Raw genomic sequence first — 17,777 nt, 5'->3', positions numbered from 1 at the left:
CTGGGTGAATGGTGTCCGGGGTCCGCAGCGCCCACCGGTCCGGTCGGGGGCGGGCCCCTCCGGTGCGCGGGTCGGCGCCCGACACCACCGAACAGGGGAGACGCATGCAGATCGGGTACAAACTGGCGGCCGAGGCCTTCGGGCCGGAGGAACTCGTCCGGCAGGCGGAGCTGGCCGAGCGCGCCGGGTTCGACTTCGTGGAGATCAGCGACCACTACCACCCCTGGCTGGACAACCAGGGCCACTCACCCTTCGCCTGGACCGTGCTCGGCGCCATCGCGACCAGGACCGAGCGGATCGGTCTGGCCACCGGGGTGACCTGCCCGACCGTGCGCTACCACCCGGCGATCATCGCCCAGGCCGCCGCGACCCTGGCCCTGCTCTCGAAGGGCCGCTTCGTCCTCGGCGTCGGCTCCGGGGAGCGGCTCAACGAACACGTCGTCGGCCAGGAGTTCCCCGACGCCGTCCAGGTGCGCCACCACATGCTGCGCGAGGCCCTGGAGATCATCCGCCTCCTGTGGGGCGGCGGCTACCAGTCCTACGAGGGCGAGTACCTGCGGCTGGAGGACGCCCGGGTGTTCGACCTGCCCGAGGAGGCGCCGCTGATCGCCGTCGCCGCCAGCGGCGGGCAGTCGGCCAGACTCGCCGCCGAACACGGCGACGGGCTGTTCGCCACCGAGCCCAAGTCCGCGATCGTGCGGGACTACCGCGACGCCGGGGGAGACGGTCCCCGCTACGCCGAGGTGCCCATGGCCTGGGCCCAGGACGAGCACACCGCCGCGCGGGCGGCCCTGGAGACCTCCCGCTGGGCCCTGACCGGCTGGAAGGTCATGAGCGAGCTGCCCAACCCGGTCAACTTCGCGGCCGCCACCACCACGGTCCGGGAGGAGGACGTGCTGGGGCACTTCGCCTGCGGGCCCGACCCCGAACGCTACGTCGAGGCCGTCCGCAAGTACGTCGACGCCGGCTTCGACCGCCTGGTCATGCAGAACGCCGGGCCCGACCCGGACGGGTTCGTCGACTTCTACCGGCGCGAACTGGACGGACCACTGCGCGCGCTCGCCACCTGACCGGCCCGTACGCGCCGCTCGACCGACAGGGACGAACCGGAGGCGGTCCGCGTGTCGCCGCCGTGTCCGGAGCCGGAGCGGTCACGCCCGCCGCGCCACGACGGGGAGCGGCGTGGGCACGCCCACGCCGCCGCGAACCGTCACCGGCGACGCCTACGATCGCGGCATGGACGACCCCCAGAAGACGCTCTCCGTACAGCTTCCGCCCGGACACACGGTGTCCTCGGAGGACGGCACGCCGCTGCTGTGGCTGAGCCACGACTCCGCGCCGGCCGGACTGTGGTCCGAGCTCCTGGCCGAGCACCACCGTTCCGGACTGTGGCCGCTGCTGCTGGAAGGGATGTACGGGGACCCGGTACGGCCCTGGGAGTCCCAGGAGCTGTTCCCCGGCTGGATCTCCTCACCGGGAGACCACGACCCGGCGGAACTGCTCGCCCGGTGGTGGAGACAGCACGCCTCCGGCGAGGAGGCCGATCCGGGCAACGATCCGCGGTCGACCACCGCTCCCTACGGGGCGTCGTGGCCCGGCCCGGCCCCCGCCGCGGACGTGCCCGAGGGAGCGCCCGAGCGGACCGCCGCCGAATGCGCCGAACTCCTCGTCGAACACGTGCCGGGGATGCGGATGGGGCTGGTCCCGGCCGCCTCGGGCGCCGAGGCCATCGCCGCTTCCGGATGGGCGGGGCCGCTCAACTACGACAACGACACCGCCGTGTTCGCGGCCGTCGTGGCCGACTGGGAACGCCGCTTCGGAGTGCGCGTGCTGGGCATGGGGTTCGCGAGCCTCACCCTGGCGGTCGGCGCCCCGCCGACCGACAGCGGGCAGGCGCTGCGCGTGGCGGCCGAGCACTTCGCGTTCTGCCCGGACAACCTCTGGCAGGGTTCCCACCGCGACCTGAGGGCCTACGCCGAGATACTCGTCGACCGTCCGGTCTGGCAGTTCTGGTGGGACTGACCGGGTACCTCGGCCGCCGGGAACGGGGCGGTCACGCCGGAGGCGGTTCGGGCGCGCCCGAACCGCCCATCCACCGCGCCAACCGCTCCCGGTCCACCAGGGTCATGTACCCCTCGCCCTCACGGGCGGCGGCCTCGGTGAAGCCGTTCGAGGCCACGAACACCCCCCGGTACCCCTCGTAACTGGTGGCGAGGACGCCGAGGAAGGCGCGGACCTCGTTCGGGGGCACCGGGCTGTTCCACCGCTTGCACTGCACCACCACGGCCTGCCCGTCCGGTGCCCGGCCCAGCACGTCCACCCCTCCGTCGTCAGCCCCGCCGACCACCGTCACGGCGGTGTAGCCGTGCGTGCGCATCAGCCCCGCCACGTGCTCCTCGAACTCCACACCGGTCATCCGGTCGACCTCCGACAGGTCGACCCGCGCCACCCGCCACTTCTCCCGGGCCAGGCGCAGCCGCATGCGGCACCACCACAGCAGGGCCGCCACCCCCAGCGCCGCCACCGCCCACAGCAGCGGCCGCGCCGAACTCTGGGCCACCCACGCGCCGACCATCAGCGCCACGACCAGGCCCAGCACGAGGGCGTACCGGTGGCGCCACACGAACCGCCACTCCCGGGGGCCTCTCCGGCCCTCGTCGGGGTACGTCATGTCGGGGTACGTCCTGTCTTCGGTCGCGTCGTCCGGGGAGATGTCGGTCATGGACTGCCTCTTCCCCGTCCGGACGGTTCGTCACCCGCCCCGGTGGCGGTGCCCTGTGGGGAACGCCACGGCGCGGAGCCGTTTCCGGTCCGGGACCCGCCCTGACCACCGCTCGCACGGAACGCGGGGACTACCATGGCCGCGCGGCGGCCGACCCTCGCGGCGGCGACCGTCCGGGGAGCGGTGCTCCGCCGCCCCCGGGTACCCACGGGAAGTAGTCCTTCGATGTCAGTTCTCACGCGCGTCGCCGACTTCGTCGGCAGGTGGTTCGCCCTGCTGGTCCTCGCCGGAGGGATCGCGGGCCTGGCCGCCCCCGGGCAGGCCGCCCTCCTCGCCCCCTACATCTCCCTGCTGCTCGGGGTGATCATGTTCGGCATGGGGCTCACCATGCGCCCCGTGGACTTCGCGATCGTGGCCAGACATCCCAAGGCCGTCGTCCTCGGCGTCCTGGCCCAGTACACGGTCATGCCGCTGCTGGGCTGGGGGATCGCCCACCTCCTCAACCTGCCGCCGCTGCTCGTGGTGGGCATGATCCTGGTCGGCTCCTCCCCCGGCGGCACCGCCTCCAACGTCATCGTCTACCTCGCCCGCGGCGACGTGGCCCTGTCGGTGGCGATGACCTCGATCTCCACCCTGATCGCCCCGGTGCTGACCCCGCTCCTGGTCCTGGCCCTGGCCGGTTCCACCCTGCCCGTCGCCGCCGGCGACCTGTTCGTCTCCATCCTCCAGGTCGTCCTGGTCCCGGTCCTGGCCGGACTGCTGCTGCGCATGGCCGCGCGACGGTTCGTGGAGAGGGTCCTGCCCGTCCTGCCGCTGGTGTCCGTCCTCGGCATCGTCGTCGTGGTCGCCGCGGTGGTGGGCGCCAACGCCGACGCCGTGCTCTCCTCCGGCCTCCTGGTCGCCCTGGCCGTGGTGCTGCACAACTCCCTGGGCCTGACGCTCGGCTACCTGCTCGGCGTGGTCACCAAGCTGCCCGAGACCGCCCGCCGCGCGGTCAGCGTCGAGGTGGGGATGCAGAACTCCGGTCTCGCCGCGGCCCTGGCGACCGCCCACTTCGCCCCGCTCGCCGCCCTGCCCGGCGCCCTGTTCTCGGTCTGGCACAACATCTCCGGCGCGCTCGTGGCCACCTACTGGGCCCGCCGCCCGCCCGCGGACGTCCCGGCCGAGTCCGAGCCGACGGGGAGCGGCACGGAGGGCTCGACCGGGGCCTGAGCCCGCCCCGCCTGTTCCCGCTCCGCCCGCGCCCGCTTCGGGCGCGAGCATGCTGCGGGACGCGGCGGGCGGCGCTCGGGTTCGTTCCCAGAACGCGTGTCTCCACCCCACCGACCGAACCGGTTACCCGGGCACAACACGGTTCACACGTGCAGTCCCTGGCCTGAACCGGACACCTCTCCTTACGTGATCGACCCACCACGCAAGGCCACGGCTGTCAGGCTGGTCTCCATGCCCGAGCGACACCGTCGGTTCCTGCGCCCCTGCTCCGGACTCCTCGCACTCGCCCTCACCGCCGCGCTGGGAAACCCCCACGTCCTCCTCGCGCCGTGCGCTCCTCCCGCGCACACCACGCCCGTCACCGCACCCGCCGCGGAGGCCGACCCGCGCCGCAAAGCCCTCCGCGACCGCGTGCGCGGCCGCTGCCCGCGCCCCCGCAGGCCCGAACGCGGGATCATCCCGCACCCCCGCTGCTCCTACGAATGACCGGTATCGGCCACCTGGTGGTGCCTGTCCTCGTATTATCCGAAAAAGGCCAGTTCAAGGCATTTCCTCTGGCCTCCAGGCGTACAAACAGGATCTCTTTTGGTCGCGTGGTCCGCCAGAATTTCTCCGATTCCGTCTCGCACTCGCCCTGGTTCTCCTATGATGGTCACCCCCAGTCCTGCCGGATCGGCGTGTCCGGCAGGCTTCTTCTTCACCCTAAGGACGTCATGGAACTGGCTTTCGCTGCTGCTTCTGCCGCTGTCGCGCTTGTGGTGCAGACCGCGGCCCAAACCATTGGCGAGAAGTCGGGGAACGCCTCATGGGATGCGGCGAAATCCGTTGTCGAAAGGATACGCTCCCGCTTCGCGGGTGACCGGGAGGCAGAAGGCACCCTGGCGGCTATCGAGAACCACCCGGAGGAAGAGGGCAACCAGGAGTCCTTGCAGCGGATGCTCGCCGCCTACATGCTGCGCGACCAGCAGTTCCGTGACGAACTGATCGAAATGACCGAGAAGGCGGGAAGAACCTCCTCCGGCGGGGCGGCGATTCAGGCGTCCATGATCAAGAACGCCAACGTCTTCAATGAGAAGGTCCAGATCTCCGGAGACTGGAACAGCTAACGTCTTTTCCGCCTTCGCGGGTCCAGGCCGGGAACGTCGTTGTTCCCCTGTGACCCACCCTGCCGACAACCGGCTCGTATGCCCTCCCCGAGCGGACTGCGCAAGGCGCGGTCGGTGATGCGGGCCGGATCCGCCGGAGAAGGACCAGCAAGAATCAGAAGGCTCCCGGCCGGGAACCCGGTGCCGCACGAGGCGGTCCCGGGTACGTGGAGTCTCCGTTTCCGTGCTCCATGGCACCCGTAACCTCTCGGAGAACCTTCCATGTCGCGGACCGACGACGTCCGTCACGGTGCGTCCTCGGAGGAGGCGGTCTCCGCGTCCTCCTCCACCTCGGAGGACGCGCCCCGATCGCAGGGCGAGTCCCGGCTGGCCGGTGACGAGGAGCCCCTGTCCCAGGAGGACGCGCTCCACGCGCTGCGGCGCGAGGCCTCGTCCCGGGAACACGCCGAGTCCGCGCGGATGTCCGCCCTCACCGACCGACTCCTCGAACGCCTCCAGGGCGAGGCCGGCGGGTTGAGGATCGGCACTCTGGCCCTGTTCAACGACACGGTCCGCTTCGGAGGAGGATTCCACACCTCGGGCGGTCCGGGTGTCGCCCGGAGTCCGGACCCTGCGTCGGAGTCCGTCGACCTTCCCGTTGACCGCGTCAGCGCACACGTCGACAACTTCGTCCGCCCGCCCGACTTCGACCGCCTCCTCCAGATCCTCCTGACCAACCGCGTGCTCGTCCTGGCGAGGCCGGACGGAAGCGGCAGGGAGGCGGTGGCCGTCAACCTCCTGGCCGAGGCCGTCGCCCTGCTCGCGGTAGGCCGGGGCCGCATCCTGCAACTCGGCACGGGCGAACAACCGGGCAGTGTCTCCTGGAGCCCCCGGGAGAAGGGATGCGGCCTCCTGTTTAGGACGGACACCGGCCCGCGCACCTCGGACGGCTCCGGCATGGCCGTGTCCATCGACCTCGAGTGGATCCACCAGGTACGCGACGCACTCCAGGCCGCGGACTCCTACATGGTCGTGGTCACCAATCCCCCGCAGGGCGCTCTGCTCAACACCGCCGCCCACTCCGAGGCGGTCGTGGCCGAGGAAGTAAGGGCCGATCCGGAGGCCATCGTCCACCGCTGGGTCCTGGGCGAGGCGCCCGCTCCCGAACAGGCGCGCCGACTGACCGAGAGGCTCCGAGACAGCGGGGCCCTGGACCTGCTGGTGCGAGCTCCCCAACCGCGTACCGCCGTCAGCCTGGCCGTCGCGGTGCGCGACGGCCAGGACCTGGAGGCGCTCGTCCGTCGGCTCGGCGACCCCTCCACACGCGTCCACCAATGGTTCGACGGCCACCGTGCCCCGGAGGACGTGAGTTTCGCCCTCGCCGCCGCCGTCCTCCACGACGCCCCCTACCTCACCGTCTCCGACGCGGCGGTCGATCTCTACCACCTGTTCACCGAGGAGCGGTCGGCTCCTCCGGCGCTGCGCTTCCACGAGACCCTGCACACCACGCACCCCTGGATTCTGTTGGCCGACCCCGACGACCGACGCTCCAGTCAGCCCAGGGTCAGGTTCCGCGAACCCCGCACCCAGCAGGCCGTGCTCGCCTACGCCTGGAACCACCTGGACGGCCAGCGCACCAGTCTGGTGCGCTGGCTACGGCAACTGGCCACCCATCGCGACGTGGAGGTCCAGGCCAGGGCCTGTGTGGCGACAGCGGTCGTTGCCGCCCAAGACCTGGAGCACGCCCTGCACCGCTTCCTCAACAGCTGGGCGGGCAACAGCTCACCGCACACCAGGCGCGCCGCAGCCACCGTCCTCGGTGTCGTGAGTGAGGACCCGGATCTGACGGATCGGGTGTGGGACCTGCTGTATACCTGGGCCGATCTTCCGGGCAACGCCGTGGAGCGCCGTATGGCCGCCACATCGGCACTGGTCGCGGGCGGCCCACCGGGGCGCAGGGACCCTGACGCAGCAGTCGGTGTCCTTCTCACTGCCCTGGGGGACAGGGAGTCGTGGGACTCACTGGGACACGTCGCAGAGGCACTGGCCGCGCTGGCCGGTCACGATCGTGTCGGCCACGTTCTGAAAGCCATGCTCGACTGGTCGCAGTCCCAGGACGCTTCGCCCCTGGTGGTCAAGTCCCTCCTTGCCTTCTGCTACGTGGCGGGGACCGCGACCCGGCCGGAGACGGCGCACCGTCCCCTTGCGCTTCGGCGCGGCAAGCGCTCCGTGGCCTGCCCCCTGTTGTTGGAACTGTCGGACCAGCACCTGGCGGCCATGGTCGAACTCTGGAAGCGCGCCCTCGCCCGCAAACCGGTCCAGGAGGTCGCCTTGGACGTGCTCAAGGGCTGGATCGGTCACGCTTCCGGAAATCCGCGCGCTCGCCAGGCGGTGCGCGGAGTACTCGAAGGAGTCGCCGCACAGGGACGCCGCCACCGCGAGCGGATCGTCTACTGGCTCGGCCAGTGGGCGGCTGGCGGAGACGAGGGATCAGCTGTGGCCGCGGAACTGCGGCGCACCATCTGAACACCTGCGGAGCCCGTCAACGGGTGCCGCGCGAGGGAGCTACATGGAACAGTTCAGCTACGACCCGGTGCTCAGGCAGGAGGAGATACAGACCTTCCGCCTGTTCACCCCCCTGCGCCCACCGGAGCACGGAACCGCGATGGTGCTTGAGCCTCACCGAGGCGACGCTGTCCTGGTCCGACCGGGAGAAGTGGTGCCCGAGGCCAGGTTCGGCGCCTACCAGCGCATGTTCCTGGTCGACACGGCCGAACACCGGCTGGGATTCCTCGTAACCCTGGTCAGCCGCGACCCGGGGTTCGGCTTCCGCGCGGGGGTTACTCTCTCCTGCCGTGTCGTCGACCCCGTGGCCGTCATAGAACGCGGTATCCGCGACATGGCCTCCACGCTGAGGGGACCTCTACGCAGGATGCTGCGCAACGTCTCGAGCCGTTACGACATCTCCCAGTTCCACGAGACCGAGCAGGCCCTCAACGAGGCCGTCGCCTCCTTCCACGGCGACTCGGCCATCCGGTTGCGCCGTGTCGTCGTCGAACTCCAGCTCGATGAGGAAGAGATCACCACCGGTGGGCGCGCCTACCGGGACAAACTGCGCGAACAGCGTCTGGACTCGATGGGGCGCGCCTACAACCTGAGGCTGCTCAGGGAGGAGGGCCCCGAGGCACTGATCGCCGGAATGCTGGAGAAGGAGGGCGACCGGGCGGTACTGGAGTGGATCCGCTCCGAGGAAGCCTCCGAGCGAGCTGAGCTCATGCGTGCCCTCGACGTGGTGATGAGCCGCAACGAGGGTGAGCGCGAGCCTTTCGACACCGCCGAGATCGAACGGACGATCGTCGACAGGCTGGTCGATGGCGGTTCCCGGACGATCGGCGGTATCGGCCGGGTGAGGGGGGTCTCTGGAGGCGGTCGCACCGGTCGCGAGCGCGCGCGGGAGCTGGAGGGGCCCTCCTCCGGGACGCCCGGGCCCACCGTACGCGCCGAGTTCGCCGACACCTACCCCGAGGGGCCTCCGGAGGACGAACCCCTGCCCGCGGTCGGCCGCACCGAACCGGCCGCGGCGGCCGTACCGGTGGAGGACCCGCGTTCCGCCCGGCCTCGGAGCCAGGAGGGGCGGTCCCGCTCCACCGGCGGTGACGCGGGCTCCCGTGGCAGCCGTGTGCGGGGTGTCCGGCGCGACGGTGACGGAGGGCACCGGTGAGCGGGGCGCGGAAACCGCTGCTGGTTCCCTCCACGACCGGTACACGGTGGTACCTGGGCCAGCCAGGAGTGAGGGCCTGGGGCGTGTGGGCGGAGAAGAACCCCGGCCAGGGGGAGGACGCCGAACCCCTCTGGGAACACCACACCCCCTCCTGGAGCGGAATCATCGGTGTCTTCGACGGTGTGGGCGGCGCCGGGAGCGCGTTCGCCGACGCCGACCGGTCAGGCCACAGGGCTACCAGCGCCTGGGTCGCCTCGCGCGTGGCCGCGATGGCCACCAGGGAGTGGTTCCGCGCCACGGTGTCACGGCCCGAGCCCACCGACCTGGCTGAGGTCGAGCGACTGGAGGAGGGTGTCGGCTCGGCCCTGCGCCTGATGCGCCCCAGGGAGCGCAGTCGTCTCACCGGCAGGATGATCCGCCAGATGCCCACCACCATGGCAGCGGTGACCTACCGGATCGCCGGACCGGAAGTGCAGGCCCGCGCCCTGTGGGCGGGGGACTCCCGGGTCTACGCCCTCGACCCCCGGCACGGGATGACGGCTTTGACCCGCGACCACACCGAGGAGCAGGACGCCCTGGAACAGCTTCGCCAGGACCCTCCCATGACCAACATGCTCAGCGCCTCCCCCGACCTCTTCGTGGAGTCTGCGCGGGTGTCCCTGCCCCAGCCCTGCCTCCTGGTGTGCGCCACGGACGGGTTCTTCGGCTACGTCGACACGCCGCACGTGTTCGAGCTGCTCCTGTTGGAGGCGCTGGAGTGCGCCGTGGACGGGGAGTCGTTCGCGGCCGAGCTGGAACGGCGGGTGCGCGCCTACACCGGCGACGACGCCACCCTGGCGGCGGTCGCCTTCGGATTCGACACCTTCGAGGCCATGCGCACCGGCTTCGCCGAGCGCCTGCGCATCCTCCAGAAGGAGTTGGCCCCTCCGCCCCGGGGAGCGGACGTCGAGGAGCGCCGCCTGTGGCAGGAGGAGTCATGGCGGCGCTACCGGCCCGTGTACGAGTCACGGATGCCGCAGGAGAGGGAGGAGACGCCGTGAAGCTCGGCGACGTGATCAACGGCTACCGGATCGTCACGGAGCCCACCAACGCGGGCGGCGGCAAGTGCATGTGGGCCTTCGCCGAACGCGACGGACAGGAGTACTTCGTCAAGCGCTTCCTGGACCCCAAACGGCCCAAGCCCTCCTCGGGGCCGCCGAACCGCAGCGCCCGGATCCGGCTCCAGGCGTGTGAGGAGTTCGAGGCGCGGCACCGCCACATCATGAAGGCCCTCCAACCCGACCAGGCGGGGGGAGGGAACCTGGTGCTGGCCCAGGACTTCTTCTGCGAGAGCAGTACCTACTACAAGGTCACCGAGCGCATCGACACCTCCAACATGGACAGCCCCCACACACTGGGTGCCCGGGAGAAGTCGATCCTGCTCAAGACCCTGGGCCAGAGCCTGAGGCAGCTGCACGACATCGACGTGGTCCACGGCGACCTGAAACCGGACAACGTGCTGGTACAGAAGCAGACCGTTTTCCATACGGCGAAGCTCATCGACTTCGACGACGCCCACCTCAGCGGGAATCCTCCCGCGTACGAGGAGGTCGCCGGGGACGCACTCTACGGCTCACCCGAGTGGCAACGCTACGTCCGTGGAGAGGAGGGCACCGGACCGCAGATGCTGACCACCGCCTCGGACGTCTTCGCCCTCGGACTCCTGACCCACCTCTACCTCACCGGGGCTCTGCCGACCTTCCCCGACTCCTACGGCAGCCCGGCGGACGCGGTCAACGACGGGGTCGCGCTGGAGTTCGACCCCCGACTCGCTCCGGGCATGGGTGTGCTCATCAGCAGGATGTGCTCCGCTGTCCCCGGCGCGCGCCCGGGCGCGGGAGCCTTCGTCAACGCGCTCAACCCCAGCACCTGCGAACTGCGGACGCGGACCGACGAGAGGCGTACTGCCCGTTCCGAGCCCGGGCCCGAACCCTCCGGCGGCAGGAGCAGGCTCCGCACCAACCTCGCGGGGTCTGAGCCCTCAGCGGGCTCCGGCGGCGATCCCCGGCGCCGTCCCGACGCCGAACGCCGTTCCAGAGTCCGCATCAACTGGTCCTGACCCGCACACGCCCTGCGGCGACCGCGCCGCGGGGCGACCTTGCACACCCCAACCCACGGAGTAACCATGAACGCCCAGAGCAGGGGAAACCTCGCCTACGCGGTCGACATCGTGCTATGCGTCGACGTCACCGCCAGCATGGGGCCGGTCCTGGAACAGGTGAAGAAGAGCGCACTGGGCTTCCACTCCCGGCTCAGCGTCGTCATGGCCCAGAAGAGCAAGGCGATCAGCCAGCTGCGCCTGCGCGTCATCGCCTTCCGCGACTTCGCCGACAACCCCGGTGACGCGCTCGAGACCACGGACTTTCTCACCTTCCCCGACCAGGAGGGCGACTACGAGGACTTCGTGCGCGTCCTCGAACCCGCCGGGGGCGGGGACATCCCCGAGTCCGGACTCGAAGCGCTGGCCCTGGCGATCCGTTCCCCCTGGGAGACCGGACTCGACCGGCGCCGCCACGTCATCGTGCTCTTCACCGACGCCTCCGCGCACCCTCTCGGCGATCCCGACGCCGTCTCCGCGCCGGGTTATCCCGCCGACCTTCCCCGTTCCCTGGACGACTTGTTCGAGGAATGGGGGTACGCGCGCAGCCAGGCCGCGGTCATGGACAACTCCGCCAAGCGGCTGGTGCTCTTCGCCCCCGACGAGGAACCCTGGTCGGAGATCGCCGAGGAGTGGAATCTGACCATGCACTTCCCCTCCCGCGCCGGTGACGGCCTGGAGGAATTCGAGATGGACGAGATCGTCAACACCATCGCCAACAGCCTGTGAGGCTCCTGTGAACAACTGGTTCTCCGGATCCTCCGATCACGGGTCCGAGCGCAGGAGGGGAGTGCGCGCCTCCGCTTCGGGGGGACCCCCGCCCTCCTTCGACCAGGACTTCAGCGAGGCCCGCGTGTGCCTGGTCGACAACTTCGTCTACGTCGACTGGGCCGACGGTGGTCAGTTCACTCTGAATATGCGCCACTGTGACCAGGTCATGCTGGGGGAATCCTCCCGTAAGCCTCCGCGACGGCTGACCCTGCGCTTTCGGCGCCAGGGTCTCCTCCCCGCGCAGGACGAGTCCGACACGGGGATGGTCCTGCTCAGGGTGGGGCTGCACGACGAGTACGACCTGACGGCGGCCCGGGACCTGTACGCGCACCTCCTCGCGCGTTTTCCGTGGCTGGACAGGCCTCCCGTGCCGGAGACCGAACCCCCCGCTCCGCTGGGAGAACCGGAGGAGACCGCCTCCCGGCACGGTGCGGCGGCCCCCGGTGAGTTCGTACCGGGCTTCGTGCCCTCCGGCCGTCCGGCGCTTCCGCTGGCCGAGGCGCCCGACGGCGAAGACATCGCCTCCACCGCCGCGGCGGGGCACAGGCTCCTCGCCGAGGCCACGGGACCCGGGCCGGCTCTCACACCCGCCGCGGACACGGACGCGTCCGGGGACTGGGTGAGTTTCGCCCCGGGGCCGCGCACCAGGGAACTGTACGAGGAAGTCCTCACCCGGCGCCGGGAGGCGGAGGGCCGGTGACCCGGACGACGTGGCGCTGCCACGCCTGCCAGACGTTCAACGAGCTCAGTCGGGGCCGGTGCCAGGTGTGCGACGAGAAGCGGAGGAAGGACACTTCGACAGCCGCTCCGCCTGGGCCCACGTGGCGTTGCCACGCGTGTGACACGTTCAATCCCGGCACGTCGATGTCCTGTGAACTGTGCGACATGGCGCGCGACGCGACGGCGAACATTCCGCGGCCGACCCCGAAGAAGGCGCCCGCCCGGCCCAAGGCGTCACCGCGTACCGGTGCGACTGGGTCCGCGCCGTCCACGGGTTACTCGACTCCACCCCCGAAGAAGGAGGTCTTCTCACCGATCGAGGGAGAGATCTTCTTTCCCCCCGTCGAGCCCACGAGCACACCGACCTTCACCGCGTCCCCCCGCCCAGCCCCCGCGCCCCCCGCACCGCCCGGGGGCTGGAGCAGCCCCGGTTACACGGAGGCACGCACGGCGAGCGGAGGAAACGGCTGTGCGTGGGCCTTGGGCATCGTGTCGGTGGTGGTGTTCCTCGCCCTGGTGTCGGGGTGCGTCTCCGTGATCTCGTCCCTGGCCGGATCCGAGGACATCTCCCGTGACGACCTGGCCCTGGACAACGAGGAGCCCTGCCCCTCACGGGTCGCCGGGCTCATCCCCGACGAGGGGCGAGCGACCCTGGTCGAGGCCTTCGAGACCGACCAGCACCGCATCATCCTGTGCGATGACAGCAGCGGCCAGCTCTACTACCACGGCGAGATCCCCGACTCCGGTGAGGATCCGGTGCTGATGGAGGCGGAGACCACCCGGGACGGGTACATCGCGTGGAACGGCCCCTACTCGTACGAGATCACGGGCGACCAGGTGGTCGTCTCCAATAGCAGCGGTGAGCTGGGCAGGTACACCCTGTACTCGTGGGAGGACCCGAGCTGACCCCGAGCCGGTCGTGTTCGGGCCGCGGTGTCCCGGCGGCTGCCGGGACACCGCGGCACCTACCCGGCGAGGGAACGGTACCCGAACTGCCCCAACCGGTTGCGGGCCCGGGTCAGCTCCTCCTCGGTGAACAGCGGGGCGAATTCCGGCCGCAGCACCAGCGCCTCCACCGTCAGGTCCAGGCGCCCCCGGTCCCACAGGTTCGAGAACCCGTCCGAGACCGCCGGGGCGTTGAGCAGCTTGCGCGCCGTCTCCAGCGGACCCAGTTCCGCGAGCATGCCCAGGAAGAACGAGGCGGTGTACCCCGCCTCCACCTTGGCCCGCTCGTACCCCTCCACCATCGCCCTGCCGAAGGCGGCCACGTCCGGGTCGGCCTCCTGTTCGCCGACCTCCGCCACCGGCTCGGCAGCCGAAGCCTCACCTGCGGCGTCCTGCCCCAGCCGCCGGACGAACCCCGCCAGTGAGTCCACTGACGTGAACACCTCATAGCCCAACTCCTGCAACCTGGGCAGGTCGGCCTGTTCCGGATCCAGTTCCAGCACCACCGGCTTGCCCAGTCCGTGCTGGAGCCCGTCCGGCCAGAACGCCTCGGCCTCGGCGATCACCCCGCCCCGTTCCGGATCGTTGATCGCCGTGCCCAGATCCGGCTCGGCGTATCCCGTCTGACGCATCTCCTCGACCAGCGCACGCACTTGGGCGCTGCGCGGGTCGGCAGCCTCCTCTGCCGTCACCGTCAGCGGACGCAGCTCTTTCTCTTCAGGCGCGGTTCCCTGTCGCAGTTCCTCCAGGAAGGACTGCGCGGCCTCGGCCAGCAACTCCCGTCTGGCGGCCAGGAAGTCGCGGTAGCGCTCCGGCCTCCACAGCGCGGAGTCCCCGGGGATCCACTGTGAGGCCAGTACCCCGGGGTGCGCTGCCTCGGCCGCGGCCAGGTACTCGTCCGGCGCTCGCTGACCGACCTCCAGGTCGTTCCGCTCTGTGAGGAAGCAGAAGTTGGCGATCGCGTCGGACTTGGCGTCGCGCCCGCGCAGCAGGGGGGTCGGGAAGAGGGTGTGCCGCAGCAGATGACTGTGCGAGCCCAGTGCCTCGGCGGTCAGTTCCTGGCCGGTTCCCAGGTCCCGAGAACCCCTGGCCCGTACCAGCAGGTACAGCAGCGGGTAGAAGCGTGACCCCTGCGTCCCCTCGAAGTCGTGCGGCCGGACCTTGAGGGAACCGCTCCGGGAGCGCTCCAGCGCCGCGATCAGCCCGTCTACGCCGCTGCGCTCCGCGGTGTCGAAGTCCCGTTGCAGGGTGCTCTCGGTGGGGCCGTTGTAGCGGCCCCACAGCGCCGAGTGCATGTACCAGTACAGGACCTTGTCGCGGTGTGCCCGGTCATCGAACACCCCATCGTTGAGCTCCAGCAGCCGCACGGCGACGATCAGCGAGGAGTGGCTCTTCAGAACCCGGTCGTGGTCCAGACCGAGCCTCCCCGAGACCGCCTCCAGGAGCGTGTCGGTGTGGGAGGCCGTTCGCTCCAGCGCGTCGCGGAAGTCCTCGGCCCCCACCTTGGACATCTGCTCGAACCGGGCCTTGCCCGTGGCCACCGCCAGGGTGGTCCGCAGCAGCCAGTCCAGTGTGAACGTGTAGCCGCGCTCGCGCCAGCGGTCGATGGCCGTGCGCATCACCCTGCGCGCGTCGGGCCACTGGGCGCACACCTTGGCCAGCGCCAGGTCGCCCTTGGAGAGCTTGGTACCACCGGAGTTGACCCGGTTGAAGATTCCGACGACCTCCTCGACGTCCTTGTCCGCACCGGTGATCTTCTCCTGGTGGAACTCCCGCTCCGTCATCTGGCGCAGCCGGTTCAGCCGGTTCAGGAAGGTCTCGGCCTGTTCGGGGAAGGCGTCCATGAGCGGACGCATGTAGTGCATCGCCCCCTTAGCGAACAGCTCGGTCACGTTCACCCAACGCGCGTCCCCGGCCATCCGGTTGCGTGAGTAGAAGGCGAACTCCTCGCCCTCCACGTTGAAGTACAGGCCGGTGAACGCCTTGGCGTCGCCGTCGAAGAAGCCGGGCGGGCACCCCCTGACGACCCCGTACAGTGAGGTGATGCGCTGCTGGCCGTCCAGCAGCATCAGGTAGGTGCCGTTGCCGGTGGCACCGCCCCGGGCGGAGACACCGGTGTCGGAGGTCTCCCACAGGAGCAGGCTGCCCACCGGGTGGGACAGGTACATCGACCGCATCAGACCGCGCACCTGGTCACGGTTCCACACGTAGCCGCGCTGGAACTCGGGGAGCAGGATCGTGCCGGAGTCGACCTGGTCGAGGAGTTGGGACAGTTTCGCCATGGTGGGGGACTTCCTCCGTTCGGTGGGGCGTCGTACGCGTGCGCGACGGGCCGCTCAGGCCGGGTTCACCAGCGGTTCCAGGAACGGACTGGGTTCCTGGTGCCAGCTCACGCTCAGCTGCTCGCGCGCGCGGGTGCACGCCACGAACAGCAGGCTGCGTTCGCGCAGCAGATCCCGGACGTGCGCACCGGGATCCTCCTCCTCGGGTGTGACGCTTCGGGGTGCGGGCAGTTGGCTGCTCCCGGCGCCGACCACGGCCAGGCAGCGAAACTCCAGCCCCTTCATGCGGTGCATCGTGCCGACGGCCGCCCCTGCGCCGTTCCCCGACGGGTCCCGTGCCAGGGAAACGGCTGGGATCCCGGCCTCCTCCAGGGCCAGCAGTGCCTGGTCCGCGGCCCGGTTGGAGCGTGCCGCCACTCCGATCTCGGCTGGCAGCACCCCGGCGTCGAGCCAGGCGCGGACCGTCTCCTTCAGGTGCGCGGATTCCGCCTCCTGGTTGGCGAACCCCTTCGCCGTCGGCTCCGCGCCGTGCATCTCCGAGCGGCAACCGGTCAGTGATTCGGGTCCCCCGTCCAGGTCGTTCACGGGCTGGCCTTGCATCAGTCCCAGGCTCCACCCGAGGATCTCGCCGGTGGTGCGGTAGTTGATCCGCAGCTTCGAGGAGCGGCCGCGCACGTTCACCCCGACCTCGCTCAGGGTGATCCCGGGGCCGTAGATGCTCTGGTGGGTGTCCCCGGCGACGAACAGGTCGTCGGGGCCGTGCGGTACAGCCGCCCGCAGCAGCCGCCACTGGTGGGCGCCCAGGTCCTGGGCCTCGTCCACCACCACATGCCGGAAGGGCCTGTCGGTGTCGGGGCGCTCGGCCAGCAGCCGGGCCGCCTCCTCGCACACGGTCTCGTGCGTCCACAGCCCGTGTGCCGACAGTTCTCTCTGGAACTCCCATACCGCCTGCCACACCCGGGCCTTCTGTGTGGGGGCGAGGCCGCGCCCGCGTCCGGTGCGTTTGGCAGCCAGGTACTCGGACGCCGACCCCACCCGCTGGGCCAGCACCACCTGGCGCCACTCCTCGGCGAGGAACGCGGGGGACAGGTCCACGCCCAACCCGGCGCAGATCCGCTGCCACAGCTCCCGCTCCCGTTCGGGGAGGAGCAGGTTCGGCCTGCCGTGCGCCTCCCGGAACACCCGGTGGGCCAGCCGGTCCACGTGTTCCACCCGCACCCGATCGGCTGTCCCCGGGTTCCCGGTGGTCTCGGAGAGCAGGGCGAGGTTGCGCTCCAGCGCCTCGGCCAGGGTCGAGGTGAACGTGGTCAGCAGCACCGGACCCCGGTCCTGTCGCGCCAGTTGGTGGGCGCGGTGCAGCGCCACCACGGTCTTGCCTGTACCCGGACCGCCGCTGACCCGGGCCGGTCCACGGTAGGAGGCCTCGGCCACCGCGCGCTGCACCGGGTGCAGGTAGATTCGCCACAGGTCGAAGGGGTGGGCCAGGGCGGTCATCAGCTCCTCGGGTCCCTTGACCAGGAGCACCCGGTCGGAGCTGCGCCGAACGGCGGCGTCCAGGTCCTCGGGATCGATCTGCTCGGCGCTGATCGCCGCGCCCATGTCGTCCCAGACCTCCTCCGGGCTCATCCCGGCGGCCAGTCCGTACAGCACGGACCACTGCACCGGCGGCAGCAGCCCCTGCGCCGCCTCCAGTTGCAAGGTGTCGGTCAGGGTGCGCGCGAAGTCCCGGGTCTGCCCGTCCACCCCCAACCGTGTCAGGTCGGAGTCCGCGACGTGGCCGAACAACCGGGTCGGCGTCTTGCGGGCCATCTTCTCCAGGTAGGGGATGCTGGAGTCGATCGCCTCCACGTCGCGCAGTTCGATCGCGCCGGTCGCCATGTTGACCGACGCCCTGCGCGTCCTGGCCCACTCGTAGGCCTTGTCGTGCGGCAACACCTTGAGCAGGGTGTAGGTGTCTCCCGTCGCCGGTGCCAGCACCACCCCGCGCCAGAACTGGTCGATGCGGATCGTGCGGAACCGGTCGTCGCGGGCTCGGGCGATCTTCTCCAGGTGCAGGCCGGTGTGGGTGGCCTCGTCGAATTTGGCGAAGACCTCGGTGACCCGTTCCTGGACGGGCTTCTCCAGTTTGGCGAACTCCTGGAGGAAGTCCTTGTGAATGGCGAGCTGGGCCACGGCTTACCTC

15 protein-coding genes are annotated in these 17,777 nt (G+C 70.5%); 12 read left to right on the top strand and 3 right to left on the bottom strand.

The annotated features are described in order from the left end of the window. The first annotated feature begins 104 nt into the window (after positions 1 to 104). Positions 105 to 1,070 carry a TIGR03557 family F420-dependent LLM class oxidoreductase gene (locus NDAS_RS13565; RefSeq protein WP_013153767.1) on the top strand — a complete coding sequence of 322 codons (966 nt, stop codon included), beginning with the start codon at positions 105 to 107 and terminating at the stop codon, positions 1,068 to 1,070. A gap of 166 nt (positions 1,071 to 1,236) precedes the next feature. Further along, complete coding sequence (locus tag NDAS_RS13560) at positions 1,237 to 2,022, top strand: DUF4253 domain-containing protein (RefSeq protein ID WP_041553171.1); 786 nt, start codon at positions 1,237 to 1,239, stop codon at positions 2,020 to 2,022. A 31-nt stretch (positions 2,023 to 2,053) separates the two neighbouring features. Here the strand turns inward: NDAS_RS13560 and NDAS_RS13555 are convergent, their stop codons facing one another. Further along, entirely contained in the window at positions 2,054 to 2,722 is a 669-nt protein-coding gene (locus NDAS_RS13555; protein WP_013153765.1) for a restriction endonuclease, read from the bottom strand. A 225-nt stretch (positions 2,723 to 2,947) separates the two neighbouring features. Between NDAS_RS13555 and NDAS_RS13550 the strand changes: the two genes are divergently transcribed. The 10 genes from NDAS_RS13550 (at position 2,948) to NDAS_RS13505 (ending at position 13,274) form a co-directional block, all read left to right on the top strand. Then, complete coding sequence (locus tag NDAS_RS13550; RefSeq protein ID WP_013153764.1) at positions 2,948 to 3,934, top strand: bile acid:sodium symporter family protein; 987 nt, start codon at positions 2,948 to 2,950, stop codon at positions 3,932 to 3,934. Positions 3,935 to 4,165: 231 nt separating this feature from the next. Beyond that, positions 4,166 to 4,420, top strand: coding sequence for a hypothetical protein (locus NDAS_RS13545; RefSeq protein WP_013153763.1), 255 nt, complete (start codon positions 4,166 to 4,168; stop codon positions 4,418 to 4,420). Then, positions 4,417 to 5,040, top strand: coding sequence for a hypothetical protein (locus NDAS_RS13540; protein ID WP_013153762.1), 624 nt, complete (start codon positions 4,417 to 4,419; stop codon positions 5,038 to 5,040). The genes NDAS_RS13545 and NDAS_RS13540 overlap by 4 nt, the downstream gene beginning before the upstream one ends. 261 nt (positions 5,041 to 5,301) lie before the next feature. Then, complete coding sequence (locus NDAS_RS13535; RefSeq protein WP_013153761.1) at positions 5,302 to 7,545, top strand: hypothetical protein; 2,244 nt, start codon at positions 5,302 to 5,304, stop codon at positions 7,543 to 7,545. 43 nt (positions 7,546 to 7,588) lie between these two features. Continuing rightward, positions 7,589 to 8,740, top strand: a complete 1,152-nt coding sequence (locus NDAS_RS27645) for a hypothetical protein (RefSeq protein WP_013153760.1) — start codon at positions 7,589 to 7,591, stop codon at positions 8,738 to 8,740. Next, entirely contained in the window at positions 8,737 to 9,780 is a 1,044-nt protein-coding gene (locus NDAS_RS13525) for a PP2C family protein-serine/threonine phosphatase (RefSeq protein WP_013153759.1), read from the top strand. The genes NDAS_RS27645 and NDAS_RS13525 overlap by 4 nt, the downstream gene beginning before the upstream one ends. Next, positions 9,777 to 10,838 (top strand): protein kinase domain-containing protein, encoded by a 1,062-nt coding sequence (locus tag NDAS_RS13520; protein ID WP_013153758.1) that lies wholly within the window; start codon positions 9,777 to 9,779, stop codon positions 10,836 to 10,838. The genes NDAS_RS13525 and NDAS_RS13520 overlap by 4 nt, the downstream gene beginning before the upstream one ends. Positions 10,839 to 10,904: 66 nt before the next feature. Then, the gene (locus NDAS_RS13515) at positions 10,905 to 11,606 is read left to right on the top strand and encodes a vWA domain-containing protein (RefSeq protein WP_013153757.1); all 702 of its coding nucleotides are present in this window, start codon (positions 10,905 to 10,907) and stop codon (positions 11,604 to 11,606) included. Positions 11,607 to 11,667: 61 nt separating this feature from the next. Further along, the gene (locus NDAS_RS13510) at positions 11,668 to 12,348 is read left to right on the top strand and encodes a hypothetical protein (RefSeq protein ID WP_041552760.1); all 681 of its coding nucleotides are present in this window, start codon (positions 11,668 to 11,670) and stop codon (positions 12,346 to 12,348) included. Positions 12,349 to 12,866: 518 nt separating this feature from the next. Beyond that, on the top strand, positions 12,867 to 13,274 hold the full coding sequence (locus NDAS_RS13505) for a hypothetical protein (protein ID WP_126624991.1): 408 nt from the start codon (positions 12,867 to 12,869) through the stop codon (positions 13,272 to 13,274). Between the two features lie 59 nt (positions 13,275 to 13,333). Here the strand turns inward: NDAS_RS13505 and NDAS_RS13500 are convergent, their stop codons facing one another. Together NDAS_RS13500 and NDAS_RS13495 are read right to left on the bottom strand one after the other, a co-directional pair. Beyond that, positions 13,334 to 15,595 (bottom strand): GmrSD restriction endonuclease domain-containing protein, encoded by a 2,262-nt coding sequence (locus NDAS_RS13500; protein WP_013153754.1) that lies wholly within the window; start codon positions 15,593 to 15,595, stop codon positions 13,334 to 13,336. Between the two features lie 54 nt (positions 15,596 to 15,649). Then, entirely contained in the window at positions 15,650 to 17,767 is a 2,118-nt protein-coding gene (locus NDAS_RS13495; RefSeq protein ID WP_013153753.1) for a UvrD-helicase domain-containing protein, read from the bottom strand. Between the last annotated feature and the right edge of the window lie 10 nt (positions 17,768 to 17,777).

The sequence above is a fragment of the Nocardiopsis dassonvillei subsp. dassonvillei DSM 43111 genome, from assembly GCF_000092985.1.
GTDB classification, from domain to species: domain Bacteria; phylum Actinomycetota; class Actinomycetes; order Streptosporangiales; family Streptosporangiaceae; genus Nocardiopsis; species Nocardiopsis dassonvillei.
This window is presented reverse-complemented; position numbering and strand designations above follow the sequence as displayed.

Bases quoted from the DNA above. Each gene is read 5' to 3' on its own strand.
- NDAS_RS13565 (WP_013153767.1), top strand. From the start codon at position 105: ATGCAGATCGGGTACAAACTGGCGGCCGAGGCCTTCGGGCCGGAGGAA.
- NDAS_RS13560 (WP_041553171.1), top strand. From the start codon at position 1,237: ATGGACGACCCCCAGAAGACGCTCTCCGTACAGCTTCCGCCCGGACAC.
- NDAS_RS13555 (WP_013153765.1), bottom strand. From the start codon at position 2,722: ATGACCGACATCTCCCCGGACGACGCGACCGAAGACAGGACGTACCCC.
- NDAS_RS13550 (WP_013153764.1), top strand. From the start codon at position 2,948: ATGTCAGTTCTCACGCGCGTCGCCGACTTCGTCGGCAGGTGGTTCGCC.
- NDAS_RS13545 (WP_013153763.1), top strand. From the start codon at position 4,166: ATGCCCGAGCGACACCGTCGGTTCCTGCGCCCCTGCTCCGGACTCCTC.
- NDAS_RS13540 (WP_013153762.1), top strand. From the start codon at position 4,417: ATGACCGGTATCGGCCACCTGGTGGTGCCTGTCCTCGTATTATCCGAA.
- NDAS_RS13535 (WP_013153761.1), top strand. From the start codon at position 5,302: ATGTCGCGGACCGACGACGTCCGTCACGGTGCGTCCTCGGAGGAGGCG.
- NDAS_RS27645 (WP_013153760.1), top strand. From the start codon at position 7,589: ATGGAACAGTTCAGCTACGACCCGGTGCTCAGGCAGGAGGAGATACAG.
- NDAS_RS13515 (WP_013153757.1), top strand. From the start codon at position 10,905: ATGAACGCCCAGAGCAGGGGAAACCTCGCCTACGCGGTCGACATCGTG.
- NDAS_RS13500 (WP_013153754.1), bottom strand. From the start codon at position 15,595: ATGGCGAAACTGTCCCAACTCCTCGACCAGGTCGACTCCGGCACGATC.